Origin of the sequence: Pseudomonas sp. 02C 26, from assembly GCF_002843585.1 — a bacterium.
Taxonomy (GTDB): domain Bacteria; phylum Pseudomonadota; class Gammaproteobacteria; order Pseudomonadales; family Pseudomonadaceae; genus Aquipseudomonas; species Aquipseudomonas shirazensis.
Map to the genome: position 1 here is coordinate 3,287,064 of NZ_CP025262.1, position 20,743 is coordinate 3,307,806.

Annotated in this window: 17 protein-coding genes; 8 read left to right on the plus strand and 9 right to left on the minus strand. The window is 63.8% G+C overall.

The window, feature by feature from the left end:
* The first annotated feature begins 145 nt into the window (after nt 1–145).
* The 4 genes from purB to CXQ80_RS15100 all read left to right on the plus strand — a co-directional run bounded on the left by purB (nt 146) and on the right by CXQ80_RS15100 (nt 5,334).
* Nucleotides 146–1,516, plus strand: coding sequence for an adenylosuccinate lyase (gene purB, locus CXQ80_RS15085; protein ID WP_101320851.1), 1,371 nt, complete (start codon nt 146–148; stop codon nt 1,514–1,516).
* 81 nt (nt 1,517–1,597) lie between these two features.
* On the plus strand, nt 1,598–2,764 hold the full coding sequence (locus CXQ80_RS15090; protein WP_101320854.1) for a cupin domain-containing protein: 1,167 nt from the start codon (nt 1,598–1,600) through the stop codon (nt 2,762–2,764).
* Nucleotides 2,757–3,191: a GNAT family N-acetyltransferase gene (locus CXQ80_RS15095; RefSeq protein ID WP_101320856.1), complete on the plus strand. Its 435-nt coding sequence runs from the start codon at nt 2,757–2,759 to the stop codon at nt 3,189–3,191. Before CXQ80_RS15090 ends, CXQ80_RS15095 begins: the two co-directional genes overlap by 8 nt.
* Nucleotides 3,192–3,366: 175 nt before the next feature.
* On the plus strand, nt 3,367–5,334 hold the full coding sequence (locus tag CXQ80_RS15100) for a DNA topoisomerase III (RefSeq protein WP_101320858.1): 1,968 nt from the start codon (nt 3,367–3,369) through the stop codon (nt 5,332–5,334).
* 15 nt (nt 5,335–5,349) lie between these two features.
* On the opposite strand, the gene CXQ80_RS15105 is transcribed toward CXQ80_RS15100, so the two are convergent.
* From CXQ80_RS15105 to CXQ80_RS15115, 3 genes are all read right to left on the minus strand, one after another.
* Nucleotides 5,350–6,447, minus strand: a complete 1,098-nt coding sequence (locus CXQ80_RS15105) for an extracellular solute-binding protein (RefSeq protein WP_101320860.1) — start codon at nt 6,445–6,447, stop codon at nt 5,350–5,352.
* A complete protein-coding gene (gene aguA / locus CXQ80_RS15110) occupies nt 6,447–7,556 on the minus strand; it encodes an agmatine deiminase (protein ID WP_101320862.1) in 1,110 nt (369 codons plus the stop codon). Before aguA ends, CXQ80_RS15105 begins: the two co-directional genes overlap by 1 nt.
* Before the next feature lie 96 nt (nt 7,557–7,652).
* Entirely contained in the window at nt 7,653–8,540 is an 888-nt protein-coding gene (locus tag CXQ80_RS15115) for a LysR substrate-binding domain-containing protein (RefSeq protein ID WP_101320864.1), read from the minus strand.
* Between the two features lie 136 nt (nt 8,541–8,676).
* Here CXQ80_RS15115 and CXQ80_RS15120 point away from each other — a divergent pair, with 136 nt between their 5' ends.
* Nucleotides 8,677–10,017, plus strand: a complete 1,341-nt coding sequence (locus CXQ80_RS15120) for a glutamine synthetase family protein (RefSeq protein ID WP_101320866.1) — start codon at nt 8,677–8,679, stop codon at nt 10,015–10,017.
* Nucleotides 10,018–10,123: 106 nt separating this feature from the next.
* Nucleotides 10,124–10,903 (plus strand): TSUP family transporter, encoded by a 780-nt coding sequence (locus CXQ80_RS15125; RefSeq protein WP_101320867.1) that lies wholly within the window; start codon nt 10,124–10,126, stop codon nt 10,901–10,903.
* On the opposite strand, the gene nudC is transcribed toward CXQ80_RS15125, so the two are convergent.
* Together nudC and CXQ80_RS15135 are read right to left on the minus strand one after the other, a co-directional pair.
* Nucleotides 10,871–11,701 (minus strand): NAD(+) diphosphatase, encoded by an 831-nt coding sequence (gene nudC / locus CXQ80_RS15130; RefSeq protein WP_101320869.1) that lies wholly within the window; start codon nt 11,699–11,701, stop codon nt 10,871–10,873. The two genes, CXQ80_RS15125 and nudC, sit on opposite strands and share 33 nt — an antisense overlap.
* Nucleotides 11,702–11,736: 35 nt before the next feature.
* The gene (locus tag CXQ80_RS15135) at nt 11,737–12,549 is read right to left on the minus strand and encodes a crotonase/enoyl-CoA hydratase family protein (RefSeq protein WP_101320871.1); all 813 of its coding nucleotides are present in this window, start codon (nt 12,547–12,549) and stop codon (nt 11,737–11,739) included.
* A gap of 217 nt (nt 12,550–12,766) precedes the next feature.
* Between CXQ80_RS15135 and nhaB the strand changes: the two genes are divergently transcribed.
* A complete protein-coding gene (gene nhaB, locus CXQ80_RS15140; RefSeq protein WP_101320873.1) occupies nt 12,767–14,269 on the plus strand; it encodes a sodium/proton antiporter NhaB in 1,503 nt (500 codons plus the stop codon).
* Between the two features lie 10 nt (nt 14,270–14,279).
* Here nhaB and CXQ80_RS15145 read toward each other — a convergent pair whose 3' ends face one another.
* Nucleotides 14,280–14,921, minus strand: coding sequence for a LysE family translocator (locus CXQ80_RS15145; protein WP_101320875.1), 642 nt, complete (start codon nt 14,919–14,921; stop codon nt 14,280–14,282).
* A 135-nt stretch (nt 14,922–15,056) separates the two neighbouring features.
* Nucleotides 15,057–17,417, minus strand: a complete 2,361-nt coding sequence (locus tag CXQ80_RS15150; RefSeq protein WP_101320877.1) for an FdhF/YdeP family oxidoreductase — start codon at nt 17,415–17,417, stop codon at nt 15,057–15,059.
* A 152-nt stretch (nt 17,418–17,569) separates the two neighbouring features.
* Between CXQ80_RS15150 and CXQ80_RS15155 the strand changes: the two genes are divergently transcribed.
* Nucleotides 17,570–17,875, plus strand: coding sequence for an NIPSNAP family protein (locus CXQ80_RS15155; RefSeq protein ID WP_101320879.1), 306 nt, complete (start codon nt 17,570–17,572; stop codon nt 17,873–17,875).
* A gap of 43 nt (nt 17,876–17,918) precedes the next feature.
* On the opposite strand, the gene CXQ80_RS15160 is transcribed toward CXQ80_RS15155, so the two are convergent.
* Entirely contained in the window at nt 17,919–19,202 is a 1,284-nt protein-coding gene (locus CXQ80_RS15160) for a Zn-dependent hydrolase (protein WP_101320881.1), read from the minus strand.
* Between the two features lie 50 nt (nt 19,203–19,252).
* The gene (locus CXQ80_RS15165; RefSeq protein WP_101320884.1) at nt 19,253–20,743 is read right to left on the minus strand and encodes an NCS1 family nucleobase:cation symporter-1; all 1,491 of its coding nucleotides are present in this window, start codon (nt 20,741–20,743) and stop codon (nt 19,253–19,255) included.

The window sequence follows — 20,743 nt, forward strand, 5'->3', positions numbered from 1 at the left end:
GCCGCCCTTTCGCGACACGAGGCCGCTCCTACAGCGACCGCGATAAGCTTTGAAACGGCTCGACCTTTGGTCAGCCACCCGACCTCGGCGCATTTTTCATGTATGATATGCGCCCTCCAAAAGCCTGACTGTCCGAGAACACCCCATGCAGCTTTCCTCGCTCACTGCGGTTTCCCCTGTAGACGGCCGCTACGCCGGCAAAACCCAGGCCTTGCGCCCTATTTTCAGCGAATACGGCCTGATCCGTTTCCGCGCCCTGGTCGAAGTGCGCTGGCTGCAACGCCTGGCCGCTCACCCGCAAATCGGTGAAGTGCCGGCATTCTCGGCCGAGGCCAACGCCGTTCTCGATACCCTGGCCAGCGATTTCCAGCTGGCCCACGCCGAGCGCGTCAAGGAAATCGAACGCACCACCAACCACGACGTCAAGGCCATCGAGTACCTGCTCAAGGAGCAGGCTGCACAACTGCCTGAGCTGGCCAACGTCAGCGAGTTCATCCACTTCGCCTGCACCAGCGAGGACATCAACAACCTGTCCCACGCGCTGATGCTGCGCGCGGGCCGTGATGACGTGCTGCTGCCGCTGATGCGCCAGATCGCCGAAGCGATCCGCGCGCTCGCCCACCAGCATGCCGACGTGCCGATGCTGTCGCGCACCCACGGCCAGCCAGCCTCGCCGACCACCCTGGGCAAAGAGATGGCCAACGTCGTCTACCGCCTCGAGCGCCAAATTGCGCAAGTCGCTGCCGTGCCGCTGATGGGCAAGGTCAACGGCGCCGTCGGTAACTACAACGCGCACCTGTCGGCCTACCCGCAGATCGACTGGGAAGAAAACGCCCGCGCCTTCATCGAAGACGAGCTGGGCCTGCAGTTCAACCCGTACACCACCCAGATCGAGCCGCACGACTACATTGCCGAGCTGTTCGACGCGATCGCCCGCTTCAACACCATCCTGATCGACTTCGACCGGGACATCTGGGGCTACATCTCGCTGGGCTACTTCAAGCAGCGCACCGTTGCCGGTGAAATCGGCTCGTCGACCATGCCGCACAAGGTCAACCCGATCGACTTCGAAAACTCCGAAGGCAACCTCGGTATCGCCAACGCCCTCTTCCAGCACCTGGCCAGCAAACTGCCGGTTTCGCGCTGGCAGCGTGACCTGACCGACTCCACCGTGCTGCGCAACCTGGGTGTGGGCTTCGCTCACAGCGTTATCGCCTATGAAGCCAGCCTGAAGGGCATCAGCAAGCTGGAAGTCAACACTCAGCGCATCGCTGCTGACCTGGACGCCTGCTGGGAAGTGCTCGCCGAGCCGATCCAGACCGTCATGCGTCGTTTCAACATCGAAAACCCCTACGAGAAGCTCAAAGAGCTGACCCGTGGCAAAGGCATCACCCCTGAGGCGCTGCTGACCTTCATCGATGGCCTGGACATGCCAGCCGATGCCAAGGCCGAGCTCAAGCAGCTGACTCCTGCGACCTACATAGGTAACGCAGTCGCGCAGGCCAAACGTATCTAAGATTACGCCTGCGTCTGACGCCCGGCCTAGCCGGGCGTTTTTATTCCCGGACGAAAATTACGTTTTTTCAATAGGTTGAACATGAATTCTGATACTCCACTTCAGCTGCTTGGCGGTTTGACTGCTCGCGAGTTCCTGCGTGACTACTGGCAGAAGAAGCCATTGCTGGTGCGCCAGGCGTTCACCGACTTCGAAAGCCCGATCGACCCTGACGAGCTGGCTGGCCTGGCCCTGGAAGAGGAAGTCGAATCGCGCCTGGTCCTCGAACACGGCGAACGCCCGTGGGAGTTGCGTCGCGGCCCGTTCACCGAGGACGACTTCGCCACCCTGCCAGAGCGCGACTGGACCCTGCTGGTGCAAGCGGTCGACCAGTTCGTGCCAGAAGTGGCCGAACTGCTGGAAAGCTTCCGCTTCCTGCCGAGCTGGCGCATCGACGATGTGATGATCAGCTATGCCGCGCCCGGCGGCAGCGTCGGCCCGCACTTCGACAACTACGACGTGTTCCTGCTGCAGGGCTACGGTACCCGCAACTGGAAAGTCGGCCAGATGTGCGACAGCGACAGCAAGCTGCTCGAGCACGCCGACCTGCGCATCCTGGCTGACTTCGAGCAGACCGACGAGTGGCGCCTGGAGCCGGGTGACATGCTCTACCTGCCACCACGCCTGGCCCACTTCGGCGTTGCCGAAGACAACTGCCTGACCTACTCGGTCGGTTTCCGCGCGCCAAGCGCTGCTGAAGTGCTGACCCACTTCACCGACTTCCTCAGCCAGTTCCTGCCGGACGAAGAGCGCTACAGCGACGCCGACGCCCAGCCGGTCAGCGACCCGCACCAGATCCAGCACGACGCTCTGGACCGCCTCAAGGCCCTGCTGGCCGAGCACATGGGTGACGAGCGCCTGCTGCTGACCTGGTTTGGCCAGTTCATGACCGAGCCACGCTACCCTGAGCAGGTCGCCGGCGAGCCGCTCAACGAAGAAGAGCTGATCGACAGCCTGGAACAAGGCGCTATTCTTATCCGTAATCCAAGCGCACGCCTGGCCTGGTCGGAGGTCGATGACAATTTGCTGCTGTTCGCCAGCGGCCAGAGCCGTCTGCTTTCGGGCCACCTGCGCGATCTGCTGAAAATGATCTGCGCCGCCGATGCGCTGCACATCGAAAACCTGGGCCAGTGGCTCAAGGATGAAGAAGGTCTGACTCTGGTCTGCCAGCTGGTCGAACAAGGAAGTCTGGGTTTTGCCAATGAATAGAATCAGCGTTCGGCTTGCCGATTGGATCAAGGACAACAGTGACATCCGCCACATCCGCGATGCGGTGTTCGTTGCCGAGCAGCACATTCCGCCTGAGCTGGAATTTGACGCCGAAGACCCCCAGGCCGTGCATTTCCTGGCCCTTGAGGGTGACTACCCGATCGGCACCGCGCGCCTGCTGGCAGACGGCACCATCGGCCGCATCTCGGTACTCAAGGACTGGCGCGGGCTGAAAGTGGGCGACGCACTGATGCATGCGGTGATCGCCGAAGCCCAGGCTCGCGACCTCAAGCAACAGACCTTGAGCGCCCAGGTGCATGCCACGCCGTTCTATGAGCGGCTGGGTTTCAAGGTGGTCAGCGAGGAGTTCCTCGAAGCCGGCATCCCCCACGTGGAGATGGTGCGCGAGTCCTGCGACCTCTCCTGAGCAACCTCAGGGCCGCTTGAACCGGCCCTGTTTCGCAGCGGGCTGCAATGGCCCGCTGCGTGCTCTGCAACATCGGCTCACCAGCCAGCTGTATATGCATACAGATAAAACTTGCCTGGCGGCGCTTCTTTGTCCATCCTGACGCTCATCGTCTGCCCATGAAGCGTTCTCGGCCATGCGCCTGTTTCTCTGCGAAAAACCCTCCCAGGCCAAAGATATCGCCAAAGTGCTCGGCGCCACCCGCCGCGGTGACGGCTGCTGGCAAGGCACTGACGTGTGCGTGACCTGGTGCATCGGCCACCTGCTCGAAACCGCCCCGCCCGACAGTTACGACGCCCGCTACAAGCGCTGGAGCCTGGACGACCTGCCGATCATCCCGGGCCAGTGGAAAATGCTGGTCAAGCCAAAAACCGCCAGCCAGTTCAAGGTAGTCAAACGCCTGCTTGGCGAAGCGCGCGAACTGGTCATCGCCACCGACGCCGACCGCGAAGGCGAGATGATCGCCCGTGAGCTGGTCGAGCACTGCCGGTACCGCGGCCCGATCCAGCGCCTATGGCTGTCGGCGCTGGACGATGCCTCGATCCGCAAGGCTCTGGCCAAGCTGCTGCCCGGCAGCGAGACCTTCAGCCTGTACCATTCAGCTCTGGGCCGTTCGCGTGCCGACTGGCTGATCGGCATGAACATGAGTCGGCTGTTCACCCTGCTCGGGCGTCAATCCGGTTATCAAGGCGTGTTGCCCGTCGGCCGTGTGCAAACCCCGACCCTGCGCCTGGTGGTAGACCGCGATCGCAGCATCGCCGACTTCGTGCCGGTGCCGTTCTGGGCCATCGACGTGCAGCTTGAGCATGCCGGCAGCCTGTTCAACGCACAGTGGCGCGCGCCTGAAGACGCCTGCGATGATCAGGCCCGCTGCCTTAACCAGAGCCTGGCCCAGCAAGCCGCCGCCGATATGGCTGCGGCTGGCAGTGCGCAGGTCAGCAAGCTGGTCACCGAGCGGGTGCGCGAAGCCGCACCACTGCCGTTCGATCTGGGCACCCTGCAGGAAATCTGCTCGAAGAAGTTCGGCTACGGCGCCCAGGAAACCCTCGACATCGCCCAGGCCTTGTACGAAACCCACAAACTGATCACCTACCCACGCAGCGACTGCGGCTTTCTGCCAATGAGCCAGCACGCCGAGGCGCCGGCCATTCTCGCTGCATTGCAGCGCGCCGATGCCAGCCTGGCGCCGCTGCAAGCGCACCTGCAGCCGCAACGCCGCTCGCGCGCCTGGAACGACGCCAAGGTCAGCGCCCACCACGGCATCATCCCCACTGCCGCCGCCAGTGACCCGACGCGCCTGCCGCCCAAATACAAGGCCGTCTACACCCTGATCCGCGCGCGTTACCTGGCACAATTTCTGCCCAACCATGAATACGACCGCACCCAGGCTGATTTCGATTGCGCTGGCCACGCCCTGCGCGCCGTCGGCAAGCAGATCGTCGAACCCGGCTGGCGCCGCGCCCTGCCAGAGGCGCTGACACCGGCCAAGGGCCGTGAAGCGCCGCCGGCGCAGGTGCTGCCAGCCTTGCAGCAAGGCCAGGTCTGCGCAGTGCGCAACGTCCAGCTCAAGGACCTGTGGACCCAGCCGCCGAAGCCTTTCACCGAAGGCGACCTGATCAAGGCGATGAAAAACGTCGCCAAGCTGGTGGATGACCCCAAGCTTAAGCAAAAGCTCAAGGACACCACCGGCATCGGCACCGAGGCCACCCGCGCCAGCATCATCCAGGGCCTGCTCGACCGCGGTTATCTGGTCAAGAACGGCAAGGCCCTGGCCGCCACCCCAGCCGCGTTCAGCCTGATTGACGCCGTCCCACGGGCCATTGCCGACCCGGGCACCACGGCGATCTGGGAGCAGGCTTTGGACATGGTCCAGAGCGGCGAAATGACCCTCGAGGAATTCGTTGCCCGCCAATCGGCCTGGATGGGCAAACTGGTGGAGCGCTGTAGCGGCATGCGCATGACCATCAGCGGCCCGCTGGCACCCGCCGGTGGCAAGAAGGCGCCCTGGAGCAAGAAGCGCCGCTCGGGCACCAAGGCCAAAGCGGCCGACGGCAAGCCCAAGGCGGCCAAGCCGAGGGTTGCCAGGCGCAAGGCCACTACCTGAGCCTCAGACCTGGCCTCAGGTGCCGCTCTTGAGTCGGCTGAAGGCTCGGGTCAGTTCGCGGTTGAATTGCTTGCCATTGTCGTTCTTGCTGTACAACCGCGCGCGCACCTCGGCCGGCGGATAGGTGCCGGGGGCGTTGCGGATCTGCGCATCGACCAGGTTGTCGGCGGCACTGATCGCATTGGCGTAGTGAATGGTGTCGGTGATCGGTGCGATCACCTCCGGGCGCATCAGGTAGTCCATCAAGGCCCAGGCCGCCTGCGGGTGCGGTGCGTCCTTGGGCACCACCAGCGCGTCGAGCCAGATCAACGTGCCCTCCTTGGGGATTCGGTAATCGAGGCTGTAGGTTTTGCCCGCCTGCTGCGCCTGGCCCTGGGCGATAGCCACGTTGCCGTTCCACGACATCGCCACGCAGGTCTCGCCGTTGGCCAGGTCGTTGATGTTGCGATCATTGTCGAAGTAGCGGATGTACGGGCGGATCTTGCGCAGGTGTGCCTCGGCCAGCTTGAGGTCTTCGAGGCGCTGCTGATTGATGTCCAGGCCCATGTAGCGCATCACTGCGGCAAACACTTCGTTGGGGTCATTGAGCAGGCTCACCCCGCAATCGGCAAATTTCGCTACCACCGCCGGGTCGAACAGCATCGCCCAGCTGTCCAGCGGCGCATCGCTCAGGCGTGCGGTCACGGCCTGCTGCTGAAAGCCGACCCCGGTGGTGCCCCAGGCGTAGGTCCCGGCATAGCGGTTGCCGGGATCGAACACGGCCATGTGCTGACGAAACTCCTCGCCCACACCCTGCAGATGGGGCAGCCGGCTTTTATCCAGCGGCTGCAACGCGCCGCTGGCAATGGCCCGGCTCAGGTGCTGACCGGCGCTGAGCACCAGGTCATAGCCGCTGCGCCCGGTCAGCAGTTTGGTTTCGGCGGTTTCCAGCGAATCGAAGTGGTCGGCGACCACGCGGATGCCGGTTTCCTTCTCGAAATTGCTCAGCGTGTCTGGCGCCAAATACTCGCCCCAGATGTACAGGTTGACGGTGGGCTGCGCCGCATCGGCGGCGTGCCCCGCCGCCGCGCTGCCGGCCAGCGCCAACCCAAGTGCCAGCACAGAGGCTTTCATCAGCGAGGCCCTCCGGCGTATTGCGGCATGGTGATGCAGGCAACGTTGCCGCCGCCGAGCAGAATCTCGCGCGAGTTTTCGATGCCGATGATGCGCTTGCCCGGGAACAACTCTGCCAGGGTCGCCTGGGCGACGCTGTCATTGCGGTCGCCGAACAACGGCACGACGATGGCCGAGTTGCCGGCGTAGTAGTTGATGTAAGACGCACAGATCCGCGTGCCGGCTTGGCGCACATGAGTGCCGTCGACCTGATCCAGCCCGGCGGCTTCGGCAGCGGTCCACTGCAGCACATCGGGTTGGGGCAGCTTGTGCACCTTGAGCTCACGGCCGCGGCTGTCGCGGGTGCTGCGCAGGATGTCGTAGGCTTCCTGGTAGATCTCCCACTGCGGATCATCGCGGTTGTCGGTCCATTGCAGCACCACCTCGCCGGGCCGTACAAAGCAGGCCAGGTCGTCGACATGGCCGTCGGTTTCATCGAACTTGCAGCCACGTGGCAGCCAGATCACCTGCTCGGCACCAAGGTAATCCTGCAGGCGCCGGGTCACTTCTGCTTTGCCCAGATGAGCGTTGCGATTGCGGTTGAGCAGGCATTGCTCGGTGGTCAGCAGGCTGCCTTGGCCGTCACTCTGGATGCCGCCGAGTTCTGCGATCAACGGCGCGCGATAGCGGTCCAGGTTTTCGATCTCGAGGACCTTGCGAGCGATCTGGTCGTCCTTGTCCCATGGGTAGTAGAGCCCACCGTCGAGGCCGCCATAGGCGTTGAATTCGAAGTCGACGCCGCGTACCTCGCCGCTGTCATCGTTGACCACAAAGCACGGTCCGCTGTCGCGAAACCAGGTGTCATTGCAAGTCATCTCCACTACCCGCACCGCCTCCGGTAGCAGGCGTCGGGCATTGGCGTATTGCGCGGCGGAGGCACACACAGTGACCGGCTCGCTGCTGGCAATCGCCTTGACGATCTCGACCCACACCTGCTGCGCCGGTTTGGCGCCATTGCGCCACACGTCCGGCCGCTCCGGCCAACCGAGCCAGCAGCCGGCCTTGGCTTCGAACTCGCCGGGCAAGCGGAAACCATCGGCCTTGGGGATAGTGCTGAGCGAACGTGCCATGGGTCAACCTCGTCGTGACTGAGTGGGATGAGCCGAAGCTACGCCGCCAGCGGGCGCACATCCAACGATGAAAACTCAGCGATTGGTGAATTGAATTCACGGTTCGCTGATCTGTTCGATGAACCAGTCAACGAAGTCGCCCACTGCACCGCGCTCCAGGCGCAAGCGTTCGCAGACCAGCGCGTACTGCCCCTGCGCGGTCACACTGGCACTGAACGGGCGCACCAGTCGGCCACTTTGCAGGTCGGCCTGGCAGGTCAGGTTGTCGCCCATGGCTACGCCCTGGCCGAGCAGCGCCGCCTCCAGCGCCAACGCCGCATGGGGGAAGTACAGCTGGCGGTTGGGCTGGCCGTCTTCGGCGTGGGTGGCCAGCCACGAGGTCCAGGTCTTGCCGTCCTGGTCGTCGTGCAACAGACAGTGGCGCAACAGGTCGCGCGGGCGCTTCATGGCGCTCTGGTTGAACAGGCCGGGGCTGCACACTGGAAAGAACTGCAGCAGCGGCAACGGCCGCACGAAGTGCGTGCTGGCGTCCAGCGCGCTGGTGCCGTAGGTGATCGCCAGGTCAACGTCCAGCGCTGGCGCCCCGGCATTGATCGGCTGTTCGAGTAGATGCAGGGTGATGTGCGGGTAGCGGCTGCTGAAGTCAGCCAGGCGATTGATCAGCCATTTCTGCGCCAGCTCTGCCGTAACCGCAACCCGCAGCACTGCCTGCGAAGCCGGGTCACGCAGCTCGTCACAGGCCTTGCCGATCAACTCGAAGGCCTGTTGCAACTGCTGCAGCAGGCGCTCGGCTTCAGCACTCGGGCGCACCTGGCGGCCGACCCGCTCGAACAACGCCACGCCCAGCTGCGCTTCTAACTGGCGAATCTGGTGGCTGACTGCGCTGTCGGTGACGCACAGCTCGGCGGCGGCCCGGCCGAAATGGCCATGGCGGGCGGCGCACTCGAACGTGCGCAAGGCGGTCAGCGAGGGCAGACGGCGCATGGTTGAAGTCCTGACAGGCGGCTGATGGGCATCGCCAGCATCAGCCAGGCGTTGCAATAAATACAAGCTTGCTGGCGAAACCAGCACCAGCTGCTAGATTTTTCAGGCTGAATCACAGCGCCGTCTAGAGCTCGCAATGACCCCCACTACCCTGCTGGACGAAGTCCGCGCGTTTCGCAGCCAACACCCCGAAGTGCGCTATGTCGACCTGATCAGCCTGGACATCCCCGGGCATTTCTACGGTAAACGCTACCCCATCGACATGCTCGAAAAGCTCGCCGCCGGCAGCCCGCTCAAGCTGCCGCAGAACTGCGTGCTGCTCGGTGCCCAGGGTGGCTTGTTCCCGATTGGCGATTACTGCTTCAACGATGGCGACCCGGATGCACTGCGCCGGCTGATCCCCGGTACGCTCAAGCCGGTCAGCTGGGAAAAGCAGCCACTGGGGCAGATGCTGATCAGCTCCGACGGCACCGATGCGCCCATAGAGTTCGAGCCGCGCGAGGTCCTCGCCCGGGTGCTGCGCCGTCTGCAGGCGCGGGGCATTCGCCCGGTGGTTGCATTCGAGCTGGAGTTTTACCTGTTCGACCGCGCGCTGCAGGACGGCCTGCCGCAGTTTCCCCGCGACCCGGTCAGTGGCGATCGCGATGACCAGCCCAACCTGCATATCGAGCGGTTGTCGCGCTTCTGCGAAGTGCTGCACGACATGGTCGAAACCGCCAACGCCCAAGGCGTCGATGCCAACGTCATCACCGCAGAGCTCGGCCCGGGTCAGTTCGAGATCAACTTCGGCCACTGCGACGACGGCCTGCGCGCCGCCGACTGGGCCGCCCTGTTCTGCCGCAGCAGCCGCGGTGTGGCGCGCAAGCACGGCCTGCGCGCCAGCTTCATGAGCAAGCCCTACCTGCAGGCACCCGGCAGTGGCATGCACGTGCATGTCAGCCTTTACGACAGCAGCGGCAACAATGTGCTCGCCGCCGACCAGCAGCGGCCGTTGCGCCATGCCGTGGCCGGCTGCCTGGCCCTGCTGCCGCAGTGCATGCCGATCTTTGCCGGCAACCACAATGCGTTTCGCCGCTATGGCGCCATGGTCAACGCCGCCAGCCACGCCAGCTGGGGCTTTGAAGATCGTGACGCGTGCATTCGTATCCCCGAGTCGGACTCACGCAACCTGCGCATCGAGCACCGCCTGGCCGGCGCCGACGCCAATCCGTACCTGGTGCTGGCGGCAATCCTCTGTGGCATGGAGCAAGGCCTGGCGGCCCGACAAGAGCCGATTGCCCCGCTCAATGATGATCGCACCAGCGGCATCGACTTTCCCAAGGACATGCTTAGCGCGGTGGCCGCGATGCAAGCGCATCCTGCGGTCAGTGCCGGGCTCGGTGAGGAGTTCGTGAAGGTGTACTGCGAAAACAAACGCCAGGACCACCTGGCCTTCATGAATGAAGTCAGCGCACGCGAGTATCACTGGTTCCTGTAGCGGGCGGCAAAACCGCCTCGATACTGGCCACACCCGACGCTGGCGTTTACCATGGCAGCCTTTGCCGCGGCCTTTTGCCGCGCACTGCCGCTAAGCCCGAATCCTCATGCCTTTCGAACTCTCCGTTGAACCGCTGACGCTGCTGATCCTGACACTGGTTGCCTTTGTTGCCGGCTTTATCGACGCCATTGCCGGCGGCGGTGGTCTGTTGACTACCCCTGCGCTACTGACCGCGGGCATGCCGCCGCATCTGGTGCTGGGCACCAACAAACTCAGCTCGACCTTCGGCTCGGCCACCGCCGGCTTCACCTACTACCGGCGCAAGCTGTTCCACCCGGCGCAGTGGCGTCCGGCGCTGTTCGGCACGCTGGTAGGTGCCCTGCTCGGCGCGGTGATCGCCCATTACCTGCCGGCGGAGTGGTTGAACAAGATGCTGCCGGTGGTGGTGTTTGCCTGTGGCATCTACCTGTTGTTCGGTGGCACGCCAAAGGCGCCGCTGGACGCCGATGCGCCGATCAAGAAAACCTGGCAGTTGCCTCAGGGCTTCACCCTGGGCTTCTACGATGGCGTCGCCGGGCCAGGCACCGGTGCGTTCTGGACAGTCAGCACGCTGCTGCTGTATCCGATCGATCTGGTCCGCGCCAGTGGTGTGGCGCGGAGCATGAACTTCGTCAGCAACGCGGCGGCGCTGACGGTGTTCATCGCCTCTGGTCAGGTCGACTATATCGTGGGCCTGGCCATGGGCCTGGCGGTGATGGTCGGGGCGTTCTTTGGCGCACGCACGGCAATCAGCGGCGGCAGCAAGTTCATCCGCCCGGTATTCATCACCGTGGTCCTGGCGCTGACCGTGCGCCTAGCCTGGCAGCACTGGTTCGGCCAGGCCTAAGCGGCGCGCCACATACAGATCGATCAAGTGCCGGGCAATCGAACGCCCGGCCGGCAGTGGCGGCAGGGCATGCACGTTGAACCACTGCGCATCCTCGATCTCGTCCGGCTGCATGACGATCTCGCCACCAGCGTACTCGGCGTGAAAACCGAGCATCATCGAGTGCGGGAACGGCCAGCACTGGCTGCCGACGTACTGGATGTTCTTCACCTCTACCGCCACCTCTTCACGCACTTCACGCACCAGGCAGTCCTCAGCCGACTCGCCCGGCTCGGCAAACCCGGCCAGGGTGCTGTACACGCCAGTGACAAAGCGCGGTGAGCGCGCCAGTAGAATCTCGTCGCCGCGGGTGACCAGCACGATCATGCTGGGCGAAATGCGCGGGTAGCTGCGCAGGTCGCAGCTGGCACAGTGCATGGCCCGCTCCCAGTGGATCTGGGTCATGGCCTGGCCGCAGCTGCCGCAAAAGCGATGCTCACGCGCCCAGGTGCCGATCTGCGCCGCGTAGCCAAGCAGCTTGTAGATATCGAAGTCGCCTTCGAGCATGAACTGGCGCAGGCCACGCCAACCGCAACCGCTCACATCAGCGGTGCTGCGCAGCTCCAGCAGGAACACCGGCTCACCGTCGAAGTGACCGATGCCGTGCTCGCAGAGGATGTCCAGATCCTGGCGCTTGAGCCATTCACGCGGGAACAGCACGCCGTTATCGTCCAGCAGAAACCCGTCCGGGCCGCGGGCCACGGCCAGCCCTCCGGCGACATTGGGGTCGAGTACTGCGCTAGTCCAGCGTGCTGACATGGTGGGCTTTCCTTCAAGCGCGTCCACCGCCTCGGTCAGTCGGCGAACGTCGGTTTCTGTTTGCTCATGTGAGCCGCGACGGCGACCCGCAAGTCTTCGGACTGCAGCATGGCGGCGTTCCAGGTCGCAATGTACTCAAGGCCATCGGCGATACTGTGCTCGCGCATGTAATTGAGCATCTGCTTGCTGCCGGCCACGGCAATGGGGGATTTTCCCGCAATTTCACGGGCAATGGCAAAGACTCCGTCGAGCAGCGCCGCGTGATCGGGGTAAACCCGGTTGACCAGGCCGATCTGGTGCGCCTCCTGCGCCTCGACATGCCGCCCGGTGTAGGCCATTTCGCGCATCACGCCATCAGCGATGATCCGCGGCAGGCGCTGCAGGGTGCCGACGTCGGCGGCCATGCCCATGTCGATTTCCTTGATCGAGAACTGCGCGTCGCTGCTGCAATAACGCATGTCACAGGCCGAGATCAGGTCGATGGCGCCGCCCAGGCAGTAGCCCTGGATCGCTGCCAGCACCGGTTTGCGGCAGTTGTCGACGGCGGTGAACGACGCCTGCATGTTGAGGATGGTCTTGCGTAGCAAGCGCGCATTGCGGCCGACGTCCTTGCCCAGCTGGTTGGCCAGCGAGGCCAGCATCATCAAGTCGATGCCGGACGAGAAGTGCTTGCCGGCGCCGCTGATGACCACTGCGCGGACCGCATCGGTGTCATCGATCCACTGGAAGATCTCGATGATTTCCTGCCAGAACGCCGCGTTCATCGCGTTGATTTTTTCCGGGCGGTTGATCTGCACGTGCGCGATGTTTTCGGTCAGTTCAACTGTGAACGCGGTGTAGTCGGTCATCGGCGGAGCTCCTGTGGCTAAGGTGGTCAGCGCAGGACTATAGCGCACCTACTGGTCATCCGCTTAAGGTCTGCTGGATTCTGAATACTGCGCCTGGTTTGAGGACGTCCGGGGCTGCTTTGCAGCCCTTTCGCGACACAAGGCCGCTCCTACAGTTGCGCAATGAGCGTGCTTTGCGGCACCGTGCGCGACTGCAGAATCATAAGGATACAAATTCATGGAACGCTCCCTGCCGAGCTCCCTCGCCCATTCGTTTCTTGGCCAGTCGCCGCGCTGGTACAAGGCGGTAATCTGCCTGTTCCTGTTGCTCAACCCGCTGGTGCTGGCCACTCTAGGCCCGGTAGCGACGGGCTGGCTGCTGGTGATCCAGTTCATCTTCACCTTAGGGATGGCACTCAAGTGCTACCCGCTGATGCCAGGCGGGCTGCTGCTGATCGAGGCGTTATTGCTCAAGCTGACCACCGCCCAGGCGCTGTACGACGAACTACTGCACAACTTCCCGGTGATTCTGCTGCTGATGTTCATGGTCGCCGGCATTCACTTCATGAAGGAACTGCTGTTGTTCCTGTTCTCGAAGATCCTGCTCGGGGTGCACAGCAAGACCGTGCTGGCGCTGCTGTTCTGCGTACTGTCGGCGTTCCTCTCGGCGTTTCTCGATGCACTGACGGTGACGGCAGTGATCATCAGTGCCGCAGTCGGCTTTTATGCGGTTTATCACCGGGTCGCTTCCGGTGCCAATCCGCGTGAAGACACGGAGTTGGGCAGCGACCAGCAGGTCGCCCAGCTGCACCGCGAAGACCTTGACCAGTTCCGCACCTTTCTGCGTAGCCTGCTCATGCACGGCGCTGTCGGCACTGCGCTGGGCGGCGTCTGCACGCTGGTCGGCGAGCCGCAGAACCTGCTGATCGGGCATGAGCTGGGGTGGCACTTCGCTGACTTCTTCTTCAAGGTCGCGCCGGTATCGTTGCCGGTGCTGGGTGCCGGCCTGCTGACCTGCGTCGTGCTGGAAAAGCTACGCCTGTTCGGCTACGGCACCCTGATGCCGACGCGCGTGCGCCAGGTGCTGGCCGCCCACGCGGCCGAGGACGATGCCGCACGCACGCCGGCCCAGCGCCTGGCACTGTGGGTGCAAGGGCTGGCGGCGCTGCTGTTGATTGTCTGCCTGGGCCTGCACATTGCCGAAGTCGGCTTGATCGGCCTGATGGTGATCGTGCTGATCACGGCCTTCACCGGTATCACCGATGAGCACCGTCTGGGCCGTGCCTTCCAGGACGCCATGCCATTCACCGCGCTACTGGTGGTGTTCTTTGCGGTAGTGGCGGTGATCCACCAGCAGCAGCTGTTCAGCCCGTTGATCGCAGCGGTGTTGGCCCTGCCGCCCGAGCAACAACCGGGCATGCTCTATCTGGCCAACGGCTTGCTCTCGGCAATCAGCGATAACGTGTTCGTTGCCACCATCTACATCACCGAAGTGAAGCAGGCGTTCATCGACGGACGCATGAGCCGCGAGCACTTCGAGACCCTGGCGGTGGCGATCAATACCGGCACCAACCTGCCCAGCGTGGCCACGCCCAATGGCCAGGCAGCGTTTCTGTTTCTGCTGACCTCGGCGATCGCGCCGCTGGTGCGCCTGTCGTACGGGCGCATGGTGTGGATGGCGCTGCCCTACACCGTGGTCATGGGCGGCCTGGGCTGGTATGCGGTGACCTACTGGTTGTGACCGGCAGTGTTCAGGCGCTCTGCCGCCGCATGGCCAGGATCGCAGCGCCAAAGCCGATGAAGGTAGTGCCCACCACCCGGCTGACCCAGCGGGCAAACTGCGGCCGGGTCAGCACGCCTTTGGCCCGTGCTGCGAGGCTGGCGTAGACCGCCAGCGACAGCAGCGACAACGCCATGAAGATCGCGGTCAGGATCAAGAACTGCGGCAGCAATGCCGCGCCCTGATCGATGAACTGGGGAAACAAGGCGGTGAAAAACATGGTCGCCTTGGGGTTGGTGGCTGCGGTCAGAAACGCCGACTTGTATAGTTTCAGCCGCGTTGGCCTGAGCACCTTCACCGGTGCTGCGCCCGCCTCCGCCAGCATCGGATTCTTCTTCAGCAGCTGCTTGCCGCCGAGATAGAACAGGTAGGCTGCACCGAGAATCTTCACCGCGTTGAACAGCACTTCCGAGCTGGCCAGCAGCGCGCCCAAGCCGAGCATCGCCGCAGCCGACAGGCAGAACAGCCCGCTGACATTGCCCAGCGATGACCAGATCGCGGAACGTGCGCCGTACAGAATACTGTTGTTGATCGCCATCAACGAGGCCGGCCCTGGGCTGGCAATGGCGATCGCGGCGACCAGGGTGTAGGCAAGTAGCGAGTGGCTGTCCATGGCGTGTAACCCGATAAGCAAGTGAGGTGCTGCAGCGCTTGACTGTGCACAAGAGGCTCCGATGCTAAAGCACTCACTCACCCCGCATAAGTTACAGATGACCCTGAATCAGGCCATACAGAGCCCTCGCAGCACTCAAGCAATCTGCTCGCCCTTGGGTAGTGCGCGCTGCAGATCCTGCGCCGAAGGCTGCCCAGGATGCAGCGTCACCGGCACCGACTTGGCCGCCGGCACTTTGCTGCGTTCGGCGTGATGCCACAGCGGGATCAATGCGTTGCACTCGGGGTAATACGCCGCCGCGCAACCTGCGGGGATGTCGTAGGCGATGATCTGCATCGGCCCGACTTCGCGGCGCACGTCAGGCTCGACGGCGGTGCGCAGGTTGACCCAGTCGCCCGGGGCAAAACCCAGCCGAGTGACGTCGCTGTGGTTCATGAACACCACGCTGCGAGTGCCATGCACGCCGCGAAAGCGGTCATCGTAGCCATAGATGGTGGTGTTGAACTGATCGTTGCTGCGCAGCGTCATCAACTGCAGTACATCACGCCGCTCAGGGCTGACGGACACGTCATCATCCTCATCCAGGCGCCCGGCCGTGACGAACTGCGCCTTGCCCGATTCGGTCTGCCACTGGCGCTCGCAGGCCGGCAGCGGCCGATGGAAACCACCGCGCTGCCACATGCGGGTTTCCATGTCGTGGAAGATCTGCGGATACACCGCTGCGATCGCCTCGCGTATCAGCGCGTAGTCACGGCGCCAGGCGTCCCAGGGGATGTTCGCTTGCCCCGCGGTCAGGGTCGCTTCGGCCAGCCCGGCAATGATCGCTACTTCGGCGCGCAGGTGCTCGCTGGCCGGCTCCGCGGTGCCGCGCCAGCCATGCAGGCAGCCGGTACTGTCTTCGGTGCTGTAGCTTTGCGCCACACCGTCCTGGCGGTCGATCTCGATACGCCCCAGACACGGCAGCAACCAGCCATCGCGCCCCGGCAGCAGGTGGGTGCGGTTGAGCTTGGTGGCGACCTGCACGTTCAACTGAAGGTTGGCCCAGGCCGGCTCCATTCGCGAGGTGTCCGGGATAGCCCGGAGGAAGTTACCGCCCAGACCGATGAAGGCTTTCACCGAGCCTGCGAGGATGCCCTCACAGGTATCCACGGTAGCCAGCCCCATCTGCTCGGGCACCTTGAAGGCGAACAGCGCTTCAATCTTGTCCACCGGCACTTTGGCCGGGTCTTCGGTGATCCCAACCGTGCGCTGGCCCTGCACATTGGAATGGCCACGCACCGGGCACACACCGGCGCCGGGCTTGCCGATATTGCCGCGTAGCAGCAACAGGTTGACCAGCATCTGCACGTTGGCCACGCCATGACGATGCTGGGTCATGCCCATGCCGAACACCAGCATCACCCGCTCACTGCGGGCATATACCGTGGCGGCGGCTTCCATCGCTGCGCGGGCCAGCCCCGAGCGCTGCTCGAGCGTAGCCCAGCTGTAGCTGTCGACCTGTTCGACAAAGCTGGCAAATCCCTCGGTATGTTCGGCGATGAAGGCATGATCGAGCACCGCCGGCCGGCCCTCGACATGTGCCACGCGGTCCATCTCCAGCAGCGTCTTGCTGATGCCAAGCACCGCCGCCAGATCGCCGCCGATGGCCACTTGATGATACTGGCTGCTGATCACCGTAGAGTCTGGGCCAAGCATCTGGCGCGGTGACTGCGGGTTGACGAAGCGCTCCAGGCCGCGCTCGCGCAGCGGGTTGAAGGTGATGATCGGCACACCACGCCTGCGCGCATGCTGTAGGGGGTGAAGCATGCGTGGGCTGTTGCTGCCGACGTTCTGGCCGAAGAAGAAGATGCAGTCGGTCTGCTCGAAGTCTTCCAGGGTAACGGTGCCGACCGGCACGCCAATGCTCTCCTGCAAGCCAACCGAGGTGCTCTCGTGGCACATGTTGGAGCTGTCCGGCAGGTTGTTGCTGCCGTAGGCACGGGCAAACAGCTGGTACATGAACGAGGCTTCCAGCGAAGCCCGCCCCGAGGCATAGAACACCACTTGCTCGGGCGACAGCCTGCGCAAGGTCTGGCCGATTTCACGGTAGGCCTGCTCCCAGCTCACCGGCAGATAGCGATCACTGGCACGGTCATAGCGCAGCGGCTCGGTCAGGCGCCCATGCTGTTCAAGGTCGTGGTCACTCCAGCTGCGCAGTTCGCTGAGGGTATGCCGTGCGAAGAACTCAGGCTCGGTGCGTAACGAAGTCAGCTCCCAGGCGGTAGCCTTGGCGCCGTTTTCACAGAACTCCAGCGCGTGCGGATTACCCGGTTTGGCCCAGGCGCAACTGACGCAGGCAAAGCCGTCCGGTTTGTTCTGCTTGAACAGCGCCTTGGGTGACTTGGCCAAGGCCTGCTCACGCCAGAGGATGGTCATCACTGAGTGCGCCGACCCCCAACCTCCCGCCGCCGAGTGATAGGGCTTGAAGCGGGCGTGCGGATGAATAAGCGACGACATGGCATGCCTCGGTTGGCTGGATCAGAGGATTTGTCTAGATATTACGAGGCGAGACTGAGGGCTAAAGTTCAGGGCGGTTGCGGCGGGTCGACGCCAACGGTCGATCCGGCTACTGTGGGCGGCCGAGTTCCCTCACGCAAAGGATTGAAGCTGTGATCACCTGCCACCTGAAATACGTTATCGACCCCTATCAGATACCTGCATTCGAGGCCTACGCGCGGCTATGGATCGGCTTGGTCAATCGCATGGGCGGCACCCATCACGGTTATCTGCTGCCCGCCGAGGGCGCGAGCAATATCGCTTACTGCCAGTTCAGCTTCCCCAGCCTTGCCGCCTACGAGCAGTACCGCAAGGACTCGGAGAGCGACCCTGAGTGCCAGGCCGCATTTGCCCTGGCAACCGAACAGCGCTTTATCCTCAGCTACGAGCGCAGCTTCATGCGCCCCGTGTTCGAGTAAGTGCATCAGGGCAGCGTCTGCTGCCCCTTGCACATGTGCCCCTCTAGGCCGCCAGGCGCCCGCTGGCAATCGCTTCCGAGGCCGCCAGCATCGCGCGCAACAACACCGCGCAACCAGCGCCAAGATCTTCCGGCGTGGCGTTCTCGATTTCGTTGTGGCTGATGCCGTTTTCGCACGGCACAAAGATCATCCCGGCCGGCCCCAGCTCAGCGAGAAAGATCGCGTCATGCCCTGCCCCGCTGACGATATCCATGTGCGACAGCCCCAGCGCACCTGCAGCACTGCGGACGGCCGCGACACAGGTCTTGTCGAAGTACAGCGCAGGGAAATCCGCAGTCGGCGTCAGCTCGAAACTCAGACCATGTTTGGCACAGGTCGCCTCGATCACCGCTTGCACTTCAGCGATCATCGCTTGCAACCGATCAGCTTCAAGGTGACGGAAATCCAGGGTCATGCGTACTTCGCCGGGGATCACGTTGCGTGAGCCGGGATACGCCTGCAGGCAGCCGACCGTACCGCAGGCATGCGGTTGATGGCTGTGCGCGGTGCGGTTGACCGCTTCGACCACCGCCGCCGCGCCGACCAGAGCGTCCTTGCGCAGGTGCATCGGCGTCGGCCCGGCATGCGCCTCGACCCCGCGCAGGGTCAGGTCGAACCACTTCTGACCAAGCGCGCCGAGCACCACGCCGATGGTCTTGGCCTGGTCCTCAAGGATTGGCCCCTGCTCGATATGCGCCTCGAAATAGGCGCCCACCGGATGGCCGAGTACCGCGCGCGTGCCGGCGTAGCCGATCCCGTTCAACGCCTCGCCGACGCTGACGCCTTGCGCATCGGTCTTGGCCAGCGTCTCTTCCAGGGTGAACTTGCCGGCGAACACCCCGGAACCCATCATGCACGGCGCAAAGCGGGAGCCTTCTTCGTTGGTCCACACCACCACTTCCAGCGGTGCTTCGGTTTCCACGCCGAGGTCGTTCAGGGTGCGGATCACCTCGAGCCCGGCCATGACACCGAAGCAGCCGTCGAACTTGCCGCCAGTGGGTTGAGTGTCGATATGGCTGCCGGTCATCACCGGCGCCAGCGCAGGATTACGCCCGGGCCGGCGGGCAAAGATATTGCCGACCGCATCGATGCTGACGCTGCAGCCAGCGGCCTCGCACCACTGCACGAACAGGTCGCGCGCCTGGCGGTCGAGGTCGGTCAGGGCCAGCCGACAGACGCCGCCCTTGGCCGTGGCACCGAGGCGCGCCAATTCCATCAATGATTGCCACAAGCGCTGGCTGTCGACGTGGCTGTGGCTGGATTGCAGGACATCCTTGGCAGGGGTCATGGGCATATCTCCTCAGGCAAATGAGTGGCTGCGTGGTTGTGCGTGCGGCTTCATGGCAACGGCTTGGCCAGGCGCACCGGGCTGCGTGCGGCCAGCGGGCCGAGCACGTAGTACAGCGCCGCACCCAGCAGCGAACCGGTGAACCAGCCGTAGTCGTAGAACCAGCTGAAGCTGCTGTTGCCGATCGACATCAGCGTCAGCGCCACTGGCAGGGCAAAGGCCACAAAACCGGCCCAGTTCCAGGCCGGATAGACGTCATCGCGGTACAGCCCGGCCAGGTCCAGTTGCTGGCGGCGGATCAGGAAGTAGTCCACCACCATGATCCCGGCGATCGGCCCGAGCAGGCTCGAATAGCCCAGCAGCCAGTTGGAGTACACGCTCTCAAGGCTCAGGTCGGAGACGATCCAGCCCAGTTTCTTCAGCAGCTCGTGGCCCATCAGCAGCAGGCCGATGACACCTGTCAGCAGCACTGCGCGGGTGCGCCCGATCAGGCGCGGGGCGATGTTCTGAAAGTCGTTGGTCGGCGAGACGATGTTGGCCGCAGTATTGGTCGACAAGGTGGCAATCACGATCAAGGCCATGGCCAGCGCGACCCAGCCTGGGCTCTGGATGCGGCCGATCAGGCTGACCGGGTCGGATATGGTTTCCCCCACCAGCGACGCCGAGGCCGCGGTCAGCACCACGCCCAGTGAAGCGAACAGGAACATGGTCAGCGGCAGGCCGAAAATCTGCCCGAGAATCTGGTCTTTCTGGCTCCTGGCGTAGCGGCTGAAGTCGGGGATGTTCAGCGACAAGGTGGCCCAGAAGCCGACCATCGCCGTCAGCCCGGCGCAGAAGTAACTGACCACGCTGGCACCTTCCGGGCGTTTTGGCGGCTGCGCCAGCAGCTCGGTCATCGACATATGCGGCAAGGCCCAGAACAGCAGGCCAAAACCGACCGCCACCAGCAGCGGCGCTGAGAGCGTCTCCAGCCACTTGATCGACTCCGCCCCGCGCAGCACCACCCACAGGTTGAGCACCCAGAAGATCATGAAGCCGATCACCTCACCGGTGCCGGCCAGGGCCTTCCAGCCATCGAAGATCGAGCTGAGAAACAGGTGGATGGCCAGGCCGCCGAACATGGTCTGGATACCAAACCAGCCACAGGCCACCACCGCCCGGATCAGGCACGGCACGTTCGAGCCGATGATGCCGAATGACGAACGCAGCAGCACCGGGAACGGGATGCCGTACTTGGTGCCGGGGAAGGCATTCAGGGTCAGTGGGATCAACACGATCAGGTTGGCCAGCAGGATCGCCAGCAGCGCCTCGCCCACGCTCAGGCCGAAATACGCCGTGAGCACACCGCCCAGGGTGTAGGTCGGCACGCAGATGGACATGCCCACCCACAGCGCGGTGATGTGCCACTTGTTCCAGGTGCGCTGGTGCACCTTGGTCGGTGCCATGTCGTGGTTGTAGCGCGGGCTGTCGAGGACGTCGGAGCCTTCGGACAACTCGCACAAGCCGTCCTTTTCGATCACTTGCGATCTGCTCTGTTGCAT

What these genes read in the sequence shown, in the direction of transcription:
- CXQ80_RS15145 (WP_101320875.1), bottom strand. Translation starts at nt 14,921, where the DNA reads ATGGACAGCCACTCGCTACTTGCCTACACCCTGGTCGCCGCGATCGCC.
- CXQ80_RS15105 (WP_101320860.1), bottom strand. Translation starts at nt 6,447, where the DNA reads ATGAAAGCCTCTGTGCTGGCACTTGGGTTGGCGCTGGCCGGCAGCGCG.
- CXQ80_RS15125 (WP_101320867.1), top strand. Translation starts at nt 10,124, where the DNA reads ATGCCTTTCGAACTCTCCGTTGAACCGCTGACGCTGCTGATCCTGACA.
- CXQ80_RS15100 (WP_101320858.1), top strand. Translation starts at nt 3,367, where the DNA reads ATGCGCCTGTTTCTCTGCGAAAAACCCTCCCAGGCCAAAGATATCGCC.
- CXQ80_RS15150 (WP_101320877.1), bottom strand. Translation starts at nt 17,417, where the DNA reads ATGTCGTCGCTTATTCATCCGCACGCCCGCTTCAAGCCCTATCACTCG.
- CXQ80_RS15120 (WP_101320866.1), top strand. Translation starts at nt 8,677, where the DNA reads ATGACCCCCACTACCCTGCTGGACGAAGTCCGCGCGTTTCGCAGCCAA.
- CXQ80_RS15095 (WP_101320856.1), top strand. Translation starts at nt 2,757, where the DNA reads ATGAATAGAATCAGCGTTCGGCTTGCCGATTGGATCAAGGACAACAGT.
- CXQ80_RS15165 (WP_101320884.1), bottom strand. Translation starts at nt 20,743, where the DNA reads ATGCAACAGAGCAGATCGCAAGTGATCGAAAAGGACGGCTTGTGCGAG.
- CXQ80_RS15135 (WP_101320871.1), bottom strand. Translation starts at nt 12,549, where the DNA reads ATGACCGACTACACCGCGTTCACAGTTGAACTGACCGAAAACATCGCG.
- CXQ80_RS15115 (WP_101320864.1), bottom strand. Translation starts at nt 8,540, where the DNA reads ATGCGCCGTCTGCCCTCGCTGACCGCCTTGCGCACGTTCGAGTGCGCC.
- CXQ80_RS15090 (WP_101320854.1), top strand. Translation starts at nt 1,598, where the DNA reads ATGAATTCTGATACTCCACTTCAGCTGCTTGGCGGTTTGACTGCTCGC.
- nhaB (WP_101320873.1), top strand. Translation starts at nt 12,767, where the DNA reads ATGGAACGCTCCCTGCCGAGCTCCCTCGCCCATTCGTTTCTTGGCCAG.
- CXQ80_RS15160 (WP_101320881.1), bottom strand. Translation starts at nt 19,202, where the DNA reads ATGACCCCTGCCAAGGATGTCCTGCAATCCAGCCACAGCCACGTCGAC.
- purB (WP_101320851.1), top strand. Translation starts at nt 146, where the DNA reads ATGCAGCTTTCCTCGCTCACTGCGGTTTCCCCTGTAGACGGCCGCTAC.
- nudC (WP_101320869.1), bottom strand. Translation starts at nt 11,701, where the DNA reads ATGTCAGCACGCTGGACTAGCGCAGTACTCGACCCCAATGTCGCCGGA.
- aguA (WP_101320862.1), bottom strand. Translation starts at nt 7,556, where the DNA reads ATGGCACGTTCGCTCAGCACTATCCCCAAGGCCGATGGTTTCCGCTTG.